The organism is Cupriavidus sp. FW305-26 (genome assembly GCF_058787975.1).
The window spans coordinates 33497-49566 of sequence record NZ_JBYTAH010000046.1 but is presented as its reverse complement, the minus strand read 5'-3'; the positions used below and the strand labels follow the sequence as shown (position 1 = coordinate 49566).

General features: G+C 67.5%; 16 protein-coding genes. 3 read left to right on the top strand and 13 right to left on the bottom strand.

Annotated features, from left to right (window positions below; translation table 11 throughout):
* Positions 1-4 precede the first annotated feature (4 nt).
* The 12 genes from AC3WQZ_RS23050 to AC3WQZ_RS22995 all read right to left on the bottom strand — a co-directional run bounded on the left by AC3WQZ_RS23050 (position 5) and on the right by AC3WQZ_RS22995 (position 12120).
* On the bottom strand, positions 5-1459 hold the full coding sequence (locus AC3WQZ_RS23050) for a 2-hydroxymuconic semialdehyde dehydrogenase (protein WP_492294042.1): 1455 nt from the start codon (positions 1457-1459) through the stop codon (positions 5-7).
* Between the two features lie 116 nt (positions 1460-1575).
* Positions 1576-2511, bottom strand: a complete 936-nt coding sequence (locus AC3WQZ_RS23045; protein WP_492301339.1) for a catechol 2,3-dioxygenase — start codon at positions 2509-2511, stop codon at positions 1576-1578.
* A 71-nt stretch (positions 2512-2582) separates the two neighbouring features.
* Positions 2583-2906 (bottom strand): 2Fe-2S iron-sulfur cluster binding domain-containing protein, encoded by a 324-nt coding sequence (locus tag AC3WQZ_RS23040; RefSeq protein WP_010810415.1) that lies wholly within the window; start codon positions 2904-2906, stop codon positions 2583-2585.
* 11 nt (positions 2907-2917) lie between these two features.
* A complete protein-coding gene (locus AC3WQZ_RS23035) occupies positions 2918-3985 on the bottom strand; it encodes an NADH:ubiquinone reductase (Na(+)-transporting) subunit F (RefSeq protein WP_492301337.1) in 1068 nt (355 codons plus the stop codon).
* A 37-nt stretch (positions 3986-4022) separates the two neighbouring features.
* The gene (locus AC3WQZ_RS23030; RefSeq protein WP_010810417.1) at positions 4023-4382 is read right to left on the bottom strand and encodes a phenol hydroxylase subunit P4; all 360 of its coding nucleotides are present in this window, start codon (positions 4380-4382) and stop codon (positions 4023-4025) included.
* 32 nt (positions 4383-4414) lie between these two features.
* Positions 4415-5935: an aromatic/alkene/methane monooxygenase hydroxylase/oxygenase subunit alpha gene (locus AC3WQZ_RS23025; RefSeq protein ID WP_492301336.1), complete on the bottom strand. Its 1521-nt coding sequence runs from the start codon at positions 5933-5935 to the stop codon at positions 4415-4417.
* A gap of 35 nt (positions 5936-5970) precedes the next feature.
* A complete protein-coding gene (locus AC3WQZ_RS23020; protein WP_010810419.1) occupies positions 5971-6252 on the bottom strand; it encodes an MmoB/DmpM family protein in 282 nt (93 codons plus the stop codon).
* A 32-nt stretch (positions 6253-6284) separates the two neighbouring features.
* Positions 6285-7280: an aromatic/alkene monooxygenase hydroxylase subunit beta gene (locus AC3WQZ_RS23015; protein ID WP_010810420.1), complete on the bottom strand. Its 996-nt coding sequence runs from the start codon at positions 7278-7280 to the stop codon at positions 6285-6287.
* 50 nt (positions 7281-7330) lie between these two features.
* On the bottom strand, positions 7331-7555 hold the full coding sequence (locus AC3WQZ_RS23010; protein WP_010810421.1) for a phenol hydroxylase subunit: 225 nt from the start codon (positions 7553-7555) through the stop codon (positions 7331-7333).
* 501 nt (positions 7556-8056) lie between these two features.
* Positions 8057-9784: a phenol degradation transcriptional regulator PoxR gene (gene poxR / locus AC3WQZ_RS23005; RefSeq protein WP_010810422.1), complete on the bottom strand. Its 1728-nt coding sequence runs from the start codon at positions 9782-9784 to the stop codon at positions 8057-8059.
* A 156-nt stretch (positions 9785-9940) separates the two neighbouring features.
* Entirely contained in the window at positions 9941-10936 is a 996-nt protein-coding gene (locus tag AC3WQZ_RS23000) for a tripartite tricarboxylate transporter substrate binding protein (protein ID WP_454749410.1), read from the bottom strand.
* A gap of 65 nt (positions 10937-11001) precedes the next feature.
* Positions 11002-12120 carry a muconate/chloromuconate family cycloisomerase gene (locus AC3WQZ_RS22995; protein WP_010810424.1) on the bottom strand — a complete coding sequence of 373 codons (1119 nt, stop codon included), beginning with the start codon at positions 12118-12120 and terminating at the stop codon, positions 11002-11004.
* A 112-nt stretch (positions 12121-12232) separates the two neighbouring features.
* Between AC3WQZ_RS22995 and AC3WQZ_RS22990 the strand changes: the two genes are divergently transcribed.
* On the top strand, positions 12233-13123 hold the full coding sequence (locus tag AC3WQZ_RS22990; protein WP_010810425.1) for a LysR family transcriptional regulator: 891 nt from the start codon (positions 12233-12235) through the stop codon (positions 13121-13123).
* Between the two features lie 6 nt (positions 13124-13129).
* Here AC3WQZ_RS22990 and AC3WQZ_RS22985 read toward each other — a convergent pair whose 3' ends face one another.
* A complete protein-coding gene (locus AC3WQZ_RS22985) occupies positions 13130-13303 on the bottom strand; it encodes a hypothetical protein (RefSeq protein ID WP_010810426.1) in 174 nt (57 codons plus the stop codon).
* Between the two features lie 286 nt (positions 13304-13589).
* Here AC3WQZ_RS22985 and AC3WQZ_RS22980 point away from each other — a divergent pair, with 286 nt between their 5' ends.
* Both AC3WQZ_RS22980 and AC3WQZ_RS22975 read left to right on the top strand, forming a co-directional pair.
* The gene (locus AC3WQZ_RS22980) at positions 13590-13799 is read left to right on the top strand and encodes a hypothetical protein (protein WP_037025585.1); all 210 of its coding nucleotides are present in this window, start codon (positions 13590-13592) and stop codon (positions 13797-13799) included.
* 46 nt (positions 13800-13845) lie between these two features.
* Positions 13846-16050, top strand: a complete 2205-nt coding sequence (locus AC3WQZ_RS22975) for a phosphocholine-specific phospholipase C (protein ID WP_011616665.1) — start codon at positions 13846-13848, stop codon at positions 16048-16050.
* Positions 16051-16070: the final 20 nt, after the last annotated feature.

Genomic DNA, 16070 nt, shown 5'->3' with positions numbered 1-16070 from the left:
GACCTCACAGGCGGACGCAGACGTTGCGCAGCTCGGTGTAGAACTCGAGCGAATGGACACCGCCCTCGCGGCCGATGCCGGACTGCCTGGCCCCGCCAAAGGCGGTGCGCAGGTCGCGCAGGAACCAGGCATTGATCCAGCAGATGCCAACGTCCAGCGCGCTGCCCATGCGGTGCGCGGTGCCGAGGTCGCCGGTCCAGACCGTGGCGGCCAGGCCGTACGGGCTGTCGTTGGCCAGCGTGATGACTTCCTCTTCGGTGTCGAACGGGGCGATATGGCAGCACGGCCCGAAGATCTCCTCGCGGATCACGGCGGCGCTTTCCGGCAGGCCGGTCCAGATGGTGGGCTGCACCCAGGCGCCTTCGGCCAGCGCCCCCGGCATCTGCGGCACGCCGCCGCCGGTGACCACGGTGGCGCCGGCCCCGGCGGCCTTGCGGTAGTAGGACAGCACCTTGTCGCGGTGCTCGTGCGACACCAGCGGGCCCATGTTCACGCCGGGCTCGGTGGGCCGGCCCAGCTTCAGGCCCTCGGCCTTCGCCTTCAGCGCGGCGACAAAGCGCTCGAAGATCGGCCGCTGCACGTAGACGCGCTCGGTGCCCAGGCACACCTGGCCGCTGTTCTCGAACGCCGAGCGCGTGATGCCGGCCACGGCCTTGTCGAAATCCGCATCGGCGAACACGATGCCCGCGTTCTTGCCGCCCAGCTCGAACGACACCGGCCGCACGCCGTTGGCCGCTGCCTTCATGATGGCCTCGCCGGTGCGGGTCTCGCCGGTGAAGGTGATGCCGTTGACCTGCGGGTGCGCGGTCAGGAACGCGCCGGCCGAATCCGGGCCAAAGCCGTGCACCACGTTGTAGACGCCGGGCGGCACGCCGGCCTCGTTCATCACCTCGCCCAGCAGCGTCGCGGTGGCGGGGGTCTCCTCCGAGGGCTTGACCACCACGGTGTTGCCGCAGGCCAGCGCCGGCCCGACCTTCCATGTCATCAGCAGCAGCGGCAGGTTCCACGGGCACACCACGCCGATCACGCCGCGCGGGCTGCGCACCGCGTAGTTGATGGCCTTGCCGCCGTCGGGCGTGTCCATGGCAAAGCTTTCGGTCGGCACGTTGCGGATCAGGTCGGCAAAGACCTTGAAGTTGGCCGCGCCGCGCGGGATGTCGATATGACTGGCCAGCCCGAAGGGCTTGCCGGTATCGGCAATCTCGGCCTGCACGAATTCGTCGAAGCGGCGGTTGATGCCGTCGGCCACCGCGTGCAGCAGCTCGACCCGCTGCGCCACCGTCATGCGGCCCCACGGTCCCTGCAGCGCGCTGCGCGCGGCCCGCACCGCGGCGTCGACCTCGGCCTGTCCGGCCTCGTGCACGTGGCCGATCAGGCTGTTGTCGGCCGGATTGCGGTTCTCGAAGGTCCGCGCGGTGCCGACCCACTCGCCGTTGATGAAGTTCTTGAAGTCTTTCATGTTGTTTCTCTGGTATTGAAGCATTCGTGCACGGCAATCCTCCGCTCATCGATTGGGTGCTCCCTCTCCCGCAAGCGGGAGAGGGGAGCAAACGAGCGGGAGGCGAGCGTTCGCGCTCAGGTCAGCACATTCAAGAACGCTTCGTTCAGCTTCCTGTCGTGGTAGAAGATCGCGCGCCCCAGCTCGTTGTCGGTCCAGGTGATGGTGGGCTTGTCCGGGTAGTGGATATAGCCGCCGGAGAAGACCTCGTTGCGGTTGCCCGAGGGATCGAAGAAGTAGATCGTCGCGCCACGCGTAATGCCGTGACGGGTCGGGCCGATGTCGAGCGACACGTCCTTCTTGGAGATGATGTCGGCCGCCTTCAGCACTTCGCTCCAGTTATCAAGCAGGAACGAGGCATGGTGGAAGCGGTTCTTCTCCGGGTGGCGGATAAAGGCAATGTCGTGCGCCTTGTTCGAGCAGGTCAGGAAGGCACCGATCAGCATCTCGCCGTCGGCCCCGGCCACGACCTGCTCGGCCAGAGAAAAGCCCAGCACGTCGCGGAACAACCTGACGGTGCCGTCGACATCGTCGCCATACAGCAGGCAGTGGTCGAAGCGGCTGGGCGCCATGCCGCGCAGGTCGTCCGGCCAGGGGTCGGGATTGAGGTCGCCGGTCTTGCAGCCAAGCTTGTCCTTGTCGGCAAAGAGTTCGATCGCATGCCCTGTCGGGATGGTGAAGCGAAAGCGCACGCCGGTATGCGGGTGCTCGCCCGCGGCGATCCACTTGCAATCGCTGGCCAGGCCGGATTGCTCCACCTCCTGCGCCAGCCGCTCCAGCGTGTGGCCGCTGTCGACGCGAAAACCCATGTAGTCCATGCCCGGACTGTCGGCCTCGCGCAGCACCACGCTGTGGTGGTCGTGCTCGTCCCATGCCTTCAGGAACACCCGGCCCTGCGCATCGCGCGCGGTTTCGATCAAGCCGAGTACCTCGGTGTAGTGTTTCAGCGCCGGTTCCAGCTCCAGCACGCGCAGGGCTACATGCCCCGGTCGCAATACGCCTGTCAATGCCATGATGGGTCTCCTGGTGTGGTGGGGTGGCGTTGTGTGGGTGCCACCTTCCTTGCTTGTGCTTCGTTTGCGTGCTACCGGCCCTGTTCGCGCCACCGCTGCTTTTCCAGGCAGCGCTGCAGCAGGGCCACCGGCCGCAGGCGGATATCGCTGTCCGGGTAGGTCTTGCAGGCCAGCACCAGTCCGTCGCGCTGCTCCGCTTCGGACAGGCAGGCGCGGCTCATCTTTCCGGCGTGAAAGTCGCCGGCTTCGATGCGGACCTTGCACACGCCGCAGCCGCCGCCGCGGCAGCCGGCGGGGATGCCGCGCTGGCCCAGCACTTCCATGGCCCGCAGCAGGTTCTGCTCCGCCGCGCAGGGGTAGCGCAGCCCGCTGCCGGCGATCTCGACGGTATGCATGGCCGGCCTCCTCAGATCTTGAACAGCGGACTGCGCGCGCTGTTCTGCGCATCGGCCGCGGACAGGAACTTCTCGGTGTGGATATCCGCCTCGAACAGCCGGCCCTGCATCAGCGTGCGGATGCAGGCCTCGATCATCGGCGGCGGCCCGCACAGGTAGGCCTTGTGGCCGCGGAAGTCGGCATTGCCGTCCTGCGCGTAGAGCTGTTGCAGCACGTCATGCACGTAGCCGCGCGCGCCGCTCCAGCCGCTGTCGGCGGGTTCGTCCGACAGCGCGGGCACGTAGCGGAAGTTGGGGTGGGCCTGCGCCAGTGCCTGGAACTCGGCGTCGTAGTACAGCTCGCCGCGGTTGCGCGCGCCCTGCACCAGCGTCATCGGCAGGGTCTCGCCGGCGGCCAGCAGGTCCAGGATCATCGCGCGCGGGCTGGACAGGCCGGAGCCGCCCGCGAGGAACAGCATCGGCACCTGCGCCGACTTGCGCACGAAGAAGCGGCCATAGGGCGCTGAGAACGACAATTCGTCGCCGACCGCCAGCTGGTCGTGCAGGTAGCCGGTGGCCTGCCCGTCCGGCACGCGCCGCACGTGCAGCTCGACCAGCTCGTCGCCCGGCGCGTTGGCCAGCGAGAACGCACGCGGCTGGTCGCAGCCCGGCACGTTCAGGTTGACGTACTGACCGGCCTGGAAGGTCGTGCGTCCGCCATCCTTCACACGCAGCCAGATGCCCAGGATGGTGGGCGTCAGGGCGCGCGTCTCGACAACTTCGGCGCGATAGTCGGCCAGCGGCAGGCCCAGCGCATCGGCGTCTTCCTCGATGTCGGCCTCGATCACCAGGTCCGACTGCGCGGTCGCGCAGCAGGCCAGGCACTGGCCGTTGTCGCGCTCGAAATCCATCAGCGCGAAGCTGGAGGCCTCGCCCTGCTCGACCTCGCCGTCCACCACCTGCACCTTGCAGGTGGCGCACAGCCCGTGGCAGCAGGCATGGGGCAGCCACACGCCGTTGCGCAGGCAGGCGTCCAGCACGGTCTGCCCGGGAGCGATGGGGATGGTCTGCCCGATCGGTTCAATGGTCAGCGAATACATCTTGGTCTCCTTCCGGTGGTGCGTTCGACCATGCGCCTCAGCTGCGGCTGCCGCCGATGCCGTCCAGCCCCGGCGTGCGGAAGCGGATCACGTCCTTGTGGCCCAGGCCGTTCTCTTCCAGCGAGCGGTCCAGGTCGGGCTGCCAGGGCTGGCCGCCGCGCAGCCACTGCACCTGGCCCCAGTCGATGCGGGCAAAGTCGGGGTGGTAGCCGTAGACGCCGGGCAGCACCTTGTCGACCACGTCGCGCAGCGGCATCGACGGCGGGAACGGGAAGCAATGCGGCGCGCAGAACAGCAGGTGGCCGTCCCAGCCGATATAGAGCAGCCGGTTGCCGTGGAACACGGCCTCGCGGTCGGCCGCCTCGAAGGCGTAGTCGCCGATGGATACGACGGGCATGGTTGTCTCCTTGTCTTGTGATGGGGGCCGCTTCAGGCGGCGTCCGCGGCAGGCCCGATGCCCTTCCACGCGTTCCAGTTGCGCTGGTCCTGCGAGCCCTCGAAGTCCAGGTTGTCAGCGCCCGGGTTCAGCCGGTACCACTTGAGCACGTCCTCCAGCGTGGCGCCGCCGCAGTTGCCCTGGTAGATCTGGTGCACCGGCAGCCAGGCCTGCGCGTACTTGGCGGGCTCGTCGTCGAAGATGTCCTTGCAGCCGTCCGAGCAGAAATGGAACTTCATGCCGTGGTAGCTGCTTTCGCGGTAGCAGGTCTGGGTCGGGTCGTCCGGCTCCGAGAACACCATCGGGATCTGGCAGGTCTGGCACAGCATCGGCAGCGTGGTGTTGTAGAAGCGCTCGCCGGCCTGCTGGCGCTCCTGCCAGTGGTCCAGGCGCGGCTTGTAGTAGTGCTCGAAGGTCTGGGGGTACTTCTCGGCCAGCCATGCCATCTCGTCGGCCTTGGGCACCCAGGTGTGGAAGCCGGCGGCGCCCGCGTAGTTGTAGAAGGTGGCCCAGGCCTCGTGCGTGATGCGGTCCTTGGTCCTGGTGGCCACTTCGTGGTACTTGGGCATGCGCAGGCCGTAGCGCTCCAGGTCCTTGAACAGGGCCCCGCCCGCCTGCTCGAAGTACATCTCCCAGGCCTCGGCCCACGACATCACGCGCTTGGGCAGCATGTAGTCCATCATCATGCCGACCAGCGTGAGCAGTCGGAAGCCGCGCCAGAACCACTTGTCCAGCCACTTCTGCAGGATCGGGATATTGCCGGGGTCCTGCTCGCACAGGAACTTGACCACTTCCAGGCCCAGCGTCATGTGGCGCGACTCGTCGGACTGCGCGGAGAAGCCGAAGGTCACCGTGGCCATGTCGCCGTTGTAGGCGGCGCCGGACATGAACGGCATGAACAGCAGGTTGGTCAGCACATACTCGAACGAGAACGAGATCGCGGTGATGAACTCGAACGGCCCCGCGCTCATCGCGTCCTCGAAGTAGGACTTGGGCACCGACAGGTACCAGACCCGGTCGTGCATGTGGCGCCATTCGCCAAAGCCGTGGAAGTACTTGTTGTAGACCGACAGCGTGTGCAGCTGGGTCTGGGCGTGGCGCAGCTCGTCGACCGACTGCATCTGCGCCGCCACGCGCGCGCCGGCGCCGCGGAAATGCCGGCCCAGGTGCGCGTAGCCGCGGTGGGCGGCGTATTCCAGCGGCGTCACGCCGGTCAGGAACAGCCGCAGCGCGTTCAGGTAGCGCGGGTCGGATACGTTCAGGTGGCCGTTGTTCTGCACGAACGAGTCGATGATCGCGTACAGCTTGCGCTCCTTCTCCGACTGGTATTTCCAGTAGGCATCCATGGTCATGCGGAACGGGTCTTCCCATTTGTCCCAGTCGTGGATGCGGATGCCCTCGTACTTGTCGAACGGGAAGACCTTGTCCATCGGCTCGTAGGTCGTTTCCCAGGCCAGGTCCCGCGTCATCGAGGCGTACTTCTCGCGCAGGTTGAGCTTCTTGCGTGCGTCCATGATGTCTCCGTGATGTTCTGTGTGCCGCTGCCCGGTCAGGCGTTCCAGCGCAGCGTGAAGGCGTCTTCGTCTTCGTCGATGTTTCCGCACAGCGAGATCAGGTTCAGGTGGATCTCCTGCAGGTCCCAGTCGCGGCCGAGCTTGCCGGCCACCAGTTCGCGCACGATGGTCAGGTGGCCGGGGGCGTCGATCTTGACCATGGCGGGAAACTGCGACACCACCGCATGCGGGTTGGCCTCGGTGATGGCGTCGATGATGGGTCGGGTGTCGTCGTTGTTCTGCAGGGCGATATAGACGTTGGCAGCGGTGGCTGACATGGCGTGTCTCCGTGGGGTACGTCGTGGGCGGATCAGGCAGCCAGGCCGAGCCTGCCCAGGCGGACTTCGAACTGCTCGCGGCACAGCGCCACCATCTGCGCGCCGTCTTCGCCGGTGAGCGCATCGGCCACCGGCACCAGCGCCTGCGCCACCTCGGCGCAGGCGGCGCGCGCCCAGCCCGACAGCAGCGCGCGGTTGGCGTCGGACTCGGCCGCTGCGGCCTGGATCACGGCATCGACCCAGCGTGCGTGCTCGTCGCGCCAGTCGTTCATGAATTCGGTCAGCACCGCCAGCCCGGTGCCGCAGGCGCGCGCGATCACCGCGTCGGCATGCTGGTAGACCAGCGGGTAGAGCAGTCCGTCGAGCACCAGGTTCTGTGCGACGAAGGTCTCGAACCAGTCCCCGGTGACAAAGGTGTGCTCGACAAAGCGGCGCAGCGGCTGCCACGCGGCGCTCTCCAGCCAGGCCACCCTGGCCCGCTCCAGCGCCACGCCGGTATTGCCGTCCAGCAGCATGCCGATGCGCGACAGGTATTGGGCGATACCCAGGCGGTCCATCGCGCAATAGGTGCAGGCCTGCGTGATGGCCGTGCCCCAGCCATAGTCGGCGCAGTAGAAGTTGTTCATGTTGGCGCCCCACTCCACATGGCGCAGCGGCAGCAAGCCAACGGCCAGGCGTTCCTGCCATTCGGCCGGCAGCGCCTGCAGCAGCCCGCGCTTCTCGACGAAGGCAAAGCTCTTCTCGGTTGCATCCTGCTGGCGCCCACGCGCGGTCACGTAGGCGCCGTAGTAGAACTGGCGCGGGTCCTTCAGCGCGTACCAGTCCTGCATCACGATCGCCGTGCGGCGCTTGTCATACAGCTCGAAGCCTGGGTCCCAGGTGGGGCGGTAGTGGAAGTTCACCTCAGACTGCACGTCGTAGGTCGCCTCCTGGTAGCGCGACGCCGGCTTGTCGCCGAAGCGGCGCGCGACATGGCCGTAGGTCTGGCGCAGCGGCTGGATCTGCTGGGTCTTGATATCGACTTGCATCGCTTGGTCTCCTGTATCCCTTCTCTCTTTGTGATGCGGTGGCTGCGGCGTCAGTCGTCGGCTTGCGGCTGCGGCGCGGTTTCCAGCGGGGGCAGGAAGCGCACGCGGTTGACGCAGCAGAAGGCTTCGAACATCGGTTCCGGCATGATCAGTTCGACGTTGAGCTCCGGGTCGGCCACGCTGAAGGCGAACTGCACAAACCCTTCGGGGGTGCGGCCCTCGACCCGCACATAGCGCGGCGTGGCTTCGAACAGGGGAACCGACGGGGTGTTCATGGCGCGCTCCGTTGCGTTGGCTGGACGCAGGCCTTACTGCGAAGACCGTGCCAGCAAGCGCGAAGCGTTGTGGGACAAGGGTTACGGGGAATTGGCGATGGCGAGCGTGCGCGTTAACCCGGAAAGGTCCGCGCGAAACGCATCGATGAATTGATGAAGCTGCGCACAGGTCTTAATCAAATGATCAAAAGCCGCGCCGGGCGGGCGTTTGCGGGCAGCGAGCAGATGCGGATGGGATTGCCCTGCGGCGCAGCAGCGTGCGTGGGCAACCTGGGTGAGAAGACTTGATCTGGCAGGGAAAAATCGCTGGCGCGGTGCAGCATCGGGCAACTTCGGGCCGATGCGCGGCCCGGAGGGGCTGCATCAAATGATCAAGTGGGGAAGAAGCTGGAATTCGAGGCGCGTGGAAGACGCGATCGATGTTGATGACCACCGGCGCGCTCCCTCTCCCGCAAGCGGGAGAGGGAGCAAACCCTCGGCACTTGAGGCGAGGAAACGGCGTCAGTTACCGTTGCCGTGCCCGTTACCGGCACGCGTACCGCGCATCTTCCACCGATACGCCAGCTGCGGCCGCGTAATGCCGAGCAACCGCGCCGCCTGGCTCATGTTGCCGTCGGCGCGCTGCATGGCCGCCTCCATCAGCACGGTCTCGACGTCGCCCAGCGCCAGTTGCTGCTCTGACATCTGGTCCAGCAGCGCATGGACCGCGGCTTCGCGCAGGTCTGGCAAGGTGCCGCCCGCGCCCAGCCGCGGCGCGGTATCCACCACCGGTGCCACGGTGCCCGGCAGGAACAGGTGGTCGGCGGTGATCTGGCCGCCCTGGCTGGCCAGGATCACGCCGCGCTCGATCACGTTCTCCAGTTCGCGCACATTGCCGGGCCAGTCATAGTGGCGCAGCTCGGCCAGCGCGCGGTCGGTGATGCCGACGATGCGCTTGCCGTGGCGCGCGCCGTAGCGGGCCACGAAGCGCTCGGCCAGCGGCCGGATGTCGTCCAGGCGCTCGCGCAGCGGCGGGATCGTGACCGGGTAGACGTTGAGGCGGTAGTACAGGTCCTTGCGGAAGGTGCCCTGCTTCACGGCTTCGGCCAGGTCGACATTGGTGGCGGCCACCAGCCGCACATCCACCTTGCGCGTGCCGGTGCCGCCCACGCGCTCGACCTCGCCTTCCTGCAGCACGCGCAGCAGCTTGGACTGGGCAGAGGCCGACAGCTCGCCCAGTTCGTCCAGGAACAGCGTGCCGCCATGCGCACGCTCGAAGCGCCCGGGGCGCGACTGGCTGGCGCCGGTGAAGGCGCCCTTTTCCACGCCGAACAGCTCGGACTCGATCAGCTCATCGGGAATCGCCGCGCAGTTCACGGCAATGAAGGGCTTATCGGCGCGCCCGCTCACGCTGTGCAGCGCCTGCGCGAACCGCTCCTTGCCCACGCCGGTCTCGCCCAGCAGCAGCACCGTCACGTTGCTGGCCGCGGCCCGCTGCAGCAGGCCCCAGGCGGCACGGAAGCCGGGCGAGGTGCCGACCAGGTCGGCCGGCGTGGCCGGGGTGCCCTGCAGCGCGCGCAGGTGCTCTACCTCGCTCTGCAAGGCGATGATGGTTTCGATCACGGGATCGGGCTGGTACAGCGCCAGCGCCTGCGCGCCGTCTTCCCAGGCTTCCACCGGCTTGCCGATGATGCGGCAGTGCGGATGGCCGCAGGCGATGCACTCGACCTCGCGGTACAGGATGGTGCGCCCCATCAGCGCCGAGGTGTAGCCGGTGGCGTAGCCGATCTGCATCCAGCAGGCAGGCTCGTCGACGATGCCGAACAGCTGGCGGTGGACGTCGCCCTCGAAGGAGTCTTCCCACAGGAATTCGCCATCGTAGATGCCGGCGGCGATGTCGATGTCGACCTTGACCGGCGTGACCCGCACCACCCCCTCGATGGTATGCAGGCAGGGCCCGATCTCCAGCTGGCCGAAGTCGCTGTGGCCGGCGCGCAGCTTGCGCGCGACCTCCGCATCGCGCATGCCCGAATGGAAGCCCATGCGCATGAACAGGCCGCGCGCGCGCTCCATGCCCAGGGTGTCCACCAGTTCCTTGCGCAGCGCGCCCAGGGCGGCGGTATGGATCAGGATCATGCGCTGCTCGTCCAGCCAGATCGCACCCTCCTCCATGGCGAAGCGCAGGCGGCGGGCGAGATCGGCCAGGCCATCGCGCATGGTGGCCGAGAACTTGTCGGTTGAACTGCTCATTGTCTCCCCTCAGTGCCGGCGGGTGATCCGCTCGAGTGTGCCTTTCGGCTGGCATCTTACGCACATTATGTGCCAGGGAGACGGGGGCAGGGTAATGACATTCCCCCGGAGCATTTCCGGGGGCGTCTCCCTATGAACCGCGTTGGTCCGGGCCGCTCAATCCGCCCGGATACCCCGCTGGCGGATCAGCACACCCCACTTGTCGGTTTCCTTCGCCAGGTGCTCGCGCAGCACCGCCGGCGAACTGCCGATCGGCTCGGCGCCGATCAGCGCCAGCCGCTTCTGCACCGCAGGCTTGCGCAGCGCCTCGAGCATGGCGCGGTTGAGCGCGTCGATGACCGGCTGCGGCGTCTTCGCCGGCACGAAGGCGGCGAACCACGGCGACAGCTCATAGCCCGGCAGGCCGGCCTCCGCCACCGTCGGCACGTTGGGCAGCGCGCTGGAGCGCTTGCTGGTGGTGACCGCGATCGCCGTCAGCTTGCCCGATTCGATATGCGGCCTGGCCGAGGTGATGCTGTCGAACATGTAGTCGACCTGGCCGCCCAGCAGGTCCGTCATGGCCGGGCCGCTGCCCTTGTAGGGGATATGCAGCATGTCGACGCCGGCCATCGAGGTGAACAGCTCGCCTGCCAGGTGGATCGAGGTGCCATTGCCCGCGGAGGCATAGGTGTACTTGCCCGGCGCCGCCTTGGCGTGCGCCACCACGTCCTTGACGGTGCTTTCCTGGCGCCGCGCCTTGCTGGCCACCAGCACGTTGGGCACCACCGCCAGCAGCGACACCGGCGCGAAGTCCTTGACCGGGTCGTAGCTCAGCCGGCCGTACAGCGCCGGGTTCACGGCCATGCCGTTGGCAACGATGATCATCGTGTAGCCGTCGGCGGGCGCGCGCGCCACCAGTTCGGCGCCGATATTGCCGCCGGCGCCCGGCCGGTTCTCGACCACGATGGCCTGGCCCAGCGTGCGCGACATGTCTTCGCCCAGCGTGCGCGCGATATTGTCCATGGCACCGCCCGCGGGGAACGGCACGATCCAGCGGATCGGATGGTCGGGATAGGCCGCGTGCGCGGCCGGCGCTGCGAACGACAGGCCGGCAGCCAGTGCCAGCGCCCCTGCGCGGCTGGTGCTTGCCAGCCGCTGGAATAACGTTTTCATAGTCTCCTCACTGCTTGATGCGCCCCGCGCATATAGCGCGTCATGCGGGGAAGTTGCCTGCCAGTTCAGCCGCGCCGGTAGTGCGCCAGCTTGTCTTCGTCCAGCGCCAGCCCCAGGCCGGGGCCTTCAGGCAGGTGCAGGCTGAAGTCGCGGTACTCGGGGCGCTGCTGCACGATATCGTCCTTGAGCAGCAGCGGTCCGAACAGCTCGGTGCCCCAGGCCAGCTGCGGCAGCGTGCAGAAGCCATGCGCCGCGGCGATGGTGCCGACGCTGCCCTCCAGCATGGTGCCGCCGTACAGCGCGATGCCGGCGGCGTCGCCCACCGCGGCGGTGCGCAGCATGCCGAAGATGCCGCCGGCCTTGGCGATCTTCAGCGCGAACACGTCGGCGCCGCCGATGCGCGCCAGTTCCATCGCGTCTTCCGGGCCGCACACCGCTTCATCGGCCATGATCGGCACCACGAAGCGCGCGGCCAGCCGGGCCAGCGCCATGCGCTGCTCACGCGGAGTGGGCTGCTCGATCAGGTCGATGCCGGCGGCTTCCAGCATGGCGATGCCGGTGGCGGCGTCGGCCTCGTTCCAGGCCTGGTTGACGTCGACGGTGACGCGCGCCCGCTCGCCCAGCGCGCGCTTGATCGCGGCCACGTGGGCCACGTCGTCGCGCACGCTGCGCCGGCCGATCTTCAGCTTGAAGGTATGGTGGCGGCGCTCGGCCAGCAGTTGCTCGGCCTCCGCGATGTCGCGGGCGGTGTCGCCGCTGGCAAGCGTCCACAGCACCGGCAGGGTCGAGCGCACCGCGCCCCCCAGCAGCGTGGCCAGCGGCACGCCCAGGCGCTTGCCCTGCGCATCCAGCAACGCGGTCTCCAGCGCTGACTTGGCGAAGCGGTTGCCGCGCGCGACCTTGCCCAGGCGCGCCATCGCGCCATGCACGTTGGTGGCATCCTGGCCAGCCAGCGCGGGGGCCAGGTAGGTGTCGATGGTCAGCTTGATGCCTTCCGGACTTTCGTCGCCATAGGACAGGCCGCCGATGGTGGTGGCCTCGCCGATGCCCTCCACGCCGTCGCTGCAGCGCAGCCGCACGATCACCAGCGTCTGCTGCTGCATGGTGGCCATGGCCAGCTGGTGTGCCCGGATGGTGGGCAGGTCCACCAGGATGGCTTCCACCGAAGTGATAGTCGTGGTCATACCTTGTCGATGCGAATTGATCATTGAAGCCAAGTATGCGGCTTGACTTTGCCGGCGTCCAAGACCGATGATGTCTCAATCGATACCCTACAGGTATGGGAGCAGGACACCAATGGAACTCCGGCACCTGCGTTATTTCCAGGTCGTGGCCCAGGAACTCAACGTCACCCGCGCCGCCGAGCGGCTGCATATGGCGCAGCCGCCGCTGTCGCGCCAGATCCGCCAGCTGGAAGAAGAAGTGGGCGTGGCACTGTTCGACCGCGTCGGCCGCGGGCTGCGGCTGACCGAGGCCGGCCGCTTCCTGCTGGAGCAGACCACCCAGCTGACGCAGCGGCTGGAAGAAACCATCGAAGGCACGCGCCGCATCGGGCGGCAGGACAAGCGCTGGTTCGGCATCGGCTTCGTGCCGTCGGTGCTGTATGGCGTGCTGCCGGAACTGATCCGCGAACTGCGCGAATCAGACCGGCACGACCAGCAGGTAGAGGTAGGACTGGCCGAGATGATCACCGTGGAGCAGATCGAGGCGCTCAAGGCCGGCCGCATCGACCTGGGCTTCGGCCGCATCGCGCTGAACGATCCCGCCATCCGCCAGCAGGTGGTGATGGCCGAGCCACTGGTGGCAGCGCTGCCCGCACGCCTGCCCGCGCCGCGCCGCAAGGCGCTGACGCCACAGGCGCTGGCGGCGCAGCCGTTCATTCTTTACCCGGCCCGGCCGCGGCCCAGCTATGCCGACCACCTGCTGTCGATGTTCCGCGCGCAGGGCCTGCAGTTGCGTGTGGCGCAGGAGGCCAACGAACTGCAGACCGCGCTGGGGCTGGTGGCGGCCGGCATCGGCATCACGCTGGTGCCGGCCTCGATCCAGCGCCTGCATCGTGACGACGTGCGCTACTGCCCGATCGACGCGCCGGGCTTCGTGTCGCCGGTGATCATGAGCTATCGCGAAGGCGACACGTCACCGTTCCTGGCGCGGGCGGTGGAATGGGTGATGCGGCAGGCGCAGTAAGCTGCATCAGGTGCCGGTGAACTGCGGCGTGCGCTTTTCCTTCCAGGCCAGCGCGCCTTCGCGGATGTCCTGCGACTGGGTGGCCCGGCTGATGTCGCCAGCCAGCGCCTCGGCATCCAGCGCGCCGCGCCCGATCGCGTTCAGGTGCCGCTTGTGTGCACACGATGGGGCCCCACGCACGCCAGCCTGACTGAGAGCGGGCGGGGCCAGCCAGCAATTGCCAACTCTGCCAGCGCGACACTTTTGGTTACAAAACCAAATCGCCAAATGTGTTTGATGTCAAACATCTGACATTTGACCAATCAACAATCGCTCGCTGTCACGACAAGCCAAGGCCAACCGCACCCGAACCGGCCAGTTCCCCGCGCTTGTCGTCCGCGCGGCGGAAGTCCATGGGCCTGCATCCGATGTCGGCGCATGGGCTCGGCAATCGTTATCCCCCTCAACGACTACAGGGTATGCACACATGAGACCTTCATTGCTGTCGCGTTCCGCCCGGCCATGGCTGGCGGCCGGCACCCTCACCCTCGCACTGATGCTTACCGCCTGCGGCGGCGACGATTCGCCGGGCGCGACGGGCGGCACCCTCCAGCCCAGCGGCGCCAATGGCACCAAGCCGGACCAGCCAGGCAAGCCTGACCAGCCCGGCACCTGCACCACGCGTTGCGCCCCGTGATGCGGGCCCGCTTTCCGATCCAGCGACAGACCGACCAGCGACAGCCATGACCTTCAACCCGTCTAAGCGACATTTCCTCAAGACCAGCCTCGGCACCGGTGCCGCCGCCGCGGTGCTGGCCAGCTTTCCGCCCAGCATCCGCCGCGCGCTCGCCATCGAGGCCAACAACGCCACCGGCACCATCCAGGACGTCAAGCACGTCGTGATGGTGATGCTGGAAAACCGCTCGTTCGACAACTACTTCGGCACCTTCAAGGGCGTGCGCGGCTACGGCGACCGCTTCGCGATCCCGTTGCCCAATGGCAAGAACGCGTTCTACCAGACCGATGCCAACGGCAACCTCCTGACGCCCTACCATCTCGACGAAACCCAGGGCAACGCGCAGCGCGCGGGCGGCACGCCGCACACCTGGCCCGATGCGCAGGCCGCGTGGGACCACGGGCGCATGGACCGCTGGCCGGTCGCGAAGAAAGCGCTGTCGATGGGCTACTACGATGACGCCGAGATCCCGTTCCAGCGCGCGCTGGCTGACGCCTTCACGCTGTGCGATGCCTACCACTGCGCGATGCACACCGGCACCATTCCCAACCGCCTGTTCTACTGGACCGGCAGCAATGGTCCCACCGGCGACAACGTCGCGGTGATGATTAACGAGTTCAACGCGGGCGCGGATGTTGGCCCCTCCACCGAAGGCTGGACCTGGAAAACCTATGCCGACCGCCTGCAGGCCGCCGGCGTGGGCTGGAAGGTCTACCAGAACGTGCCGGACAACTATGGCTGCAACCAGATGATGAGCTTCCGGCACTGGCGCGCAGAGATGGAGAAGATGCCCGTCGGACGCAAGCTCTCCAACACCGCCGGCACCGGCGTCAACCCGCCCTACAACCCCGACATCGACGACCAGTACAGCCCGCTGGCCAAGGGCTTCTGCAACACCATGTCCGACGGCGGCTTCCTGCAGTCGCTGCGCGACGACGTGCTCAACGGCAAGCTGCCCGAGGTGTCGTGGATCATCCCGCCGGCCGAGTTCAGCGAGCACCCCGGCCCGTCCAGCCCGGCCAAGGGCGGCTGGTACGTGCAGGCCATCCTGGACGCGCTGACGGCATCGCCCGAGGTCTGGAGCAAGACCGTGCTGCTGATCAACTTCGACGAGAACGACGGCTTCTTCGACCACAGCCCGCCGCCGACCGCGCCGTCGCGCAACCTGGACGGCACGCTGGCCGGCAAGTCGACCCTCGACGACGCGCAGATGGCGTACGAGTACTTCAACTTCCAGCCCGCCACGGCCAAGCAGCCGCCGCAGGACGGCAAGCCCTTCGGCCCCGGCCCGCGCGTGCCGCTGTGGGTGGTGTCGCCGTGGAGCCGCGGCGGCTGGGTCAACTCTGAAGTGTTCGACCACACCTCGGTGCTGCGCTTCCTGGAGGCGCGCTTCGGCGTAATGGAGCCGCAGATCAGCGCCTATCGTCGTGCCATCTGCGGCGACCTGACCAGCGCCTTCAACTTTGCCACGCCCAACACCGAGACCCTGCCCACGCTGGCCGGCCGCACCACCCGTGCCGACGCCACCAGCCTGACCGCATGGCAGCAGACCCAGCCGGCGATCCCGGTGCCGGCCACGCCCGCGCTGCCTGAGCAGGACACCGGCACGCGTCCGTCGCGCAAGCTGCCATATGAACTGCATACCAGTGCACGCGTCGATGCCGCATCCAAGGCAGTCCGCCTGCTGTTCGCCAACGCCAGCACCAACCAGGCCGGCGCGCTGTTCCACGTCTATGACAAGCTGCACCTCGACCGCATTCCGCGCCGCTACGTGGTCGAAGCCGGCAAGACGCTGGACGACGTGTGGAACATCAATGCCGACGGCGGCAAGTACGACCTGTGGGTGCTGGGGCCCAACGGCTATCACCGCTCGTTCTCCGGCGATATCAACGAAGCGGTGACCACGTCCACCGAAATCCAGGTCTGCTACAACCCGTGCAGGAAGCCCACGATCCAGGTGAAGCTGCATAACGACAGCGATGCCGACGTGACCTTCACCGTCACGGCGCTGGCCTACCGCGACGACGGCCCGTGGACCCAAAGCCTGAAGCGGGGCAAGGTGGAAACGCTGGAATGGCCGGTGGCCGACAGCGGCAACTGGTATGACTTCGTCGTGACCTGCGAGGCCAGCCCGTCGTTCGCGCGGCGCCTTGCGGGGCGGATGGAGACCGGCGAGGACGCGGTCAGCGATCCGGAGATGGGAGTGGTTTGATGCCCTGCCTGCGGGGATGA

Excerpts from the sequence above, each read along its gene's own strand:
- AC3WQZ_RS23000 (WP_454749410.1), bottom strand. The coding sequence starts at position 10,936 with ATGAAAACGTTATTCCAGCGGCTGGCAAGCACCAGCCGCGCAGGGGCG.
- AC3WQZ_RS22975 (WP_011616665.1), top strand. The coding sequence starts at position 13,846 with ATGACCTTCAACCCGTCTAAGCGACATTTCCTCAAGACCAGCCTCGGC.
- AC3WQZ_RS22980 (WP_037025585.1), top strand. The coding sequence starts at position 13,590 with ATGAGACCTTCATTGCTGTCGCGTTCCGCCCGGCCATGGCTGGCGGCC.
- AC3WQZ_RS22990 (WP_010810425.1), top strand. The coding sequence starts at position 12,233 with ATGGAACTCCGGCACCTGCGTTATTTCCAGGTCGTGGCCCAGGAACTC.
- poxR (WP_010810422.1), bottom strand. The coding sequence starts at position 9,784 with ATGAGCAGTTCAACCGACAAGTTCTCGGCCACCATGCGCGATGGCCTG.
- AC3WQZ_RS23040 (WP_010810415.1), bottom strand. The coding sequence starts at position 2,906 with ATGCATACCGTCGAGATCGCCGGCAGCGGGCTGCGCTACCCCTGCGCG.
- AC3WQZ_RS23035 (WP_492301337.1), bottom strand. The coding sequence starts at position 3,985 with ATGTATTCGCTGACCATTGAACCGATCGGGCAGACCATCCCCATCGCT.
- AC3WQZ_RS23020 (WP_010810419.1), bottom strand. The coding sequence starts at position 6,252 with ATGTCAGCCACCGCTGCCAACGTCTATATCGCCCTGCAGAACAACGAC.
- AC3WQZ_RS23030 (WP_010810417.1), bottom strand. The coding sequence starts at position 4,382 with ATGCCCGTCGTATCCATCGGCGACTACGCCTTCGAGGCGGCCGACCGC.
- AC3WQZ_RS23045 (WP_492301339.1), bottom strand. The coding sequence starts at position 2,511 with ATGGCATTGACAGGCGTATTGCGACCGGGGCATGTAGCCCTGCGCGTG.
- AC3WQZ_RS23025 (WP_492301336.1), bottom strand. The coding sequence starts at position 5,935 with ATGGACGCACGCAAGAAGCTCAACCTGCGCGAGAAGTACGCCTCGATG.
- AC3WQZ_RS23015 (WP_010810420.1), bottom strand. The coding sequence starts at position 7,280 with ATGCAAGTCGATATCAAGACCCAGCAGATCCAGCCGCTGCGCCAGACC.
- AC3WQZ_RS23010 (WP_010810421.1), bottom strand. The coding sequence starts at position 7,555 with ATGAACACCCCGTCGGTTCCCCTGTTCGAAGCCACGCCGCGCTATGTG.
- AC3WQZ_RS22995 (WP_010810424.1), bottom strand. The coding sequence starts at position 12,120 with ATGACCACGACTATCACTTCGGTGGAAGCCATCCTGGTGGACCTGCCC.
- AC3WQZ_RS23050 (WP_492294042.1), bottom strand. The coding sequence starts at position 1,459 with ATGAAAGACTTCAAGAACTTCATCAACGGCGAGTGGGTCGGCACCGCG.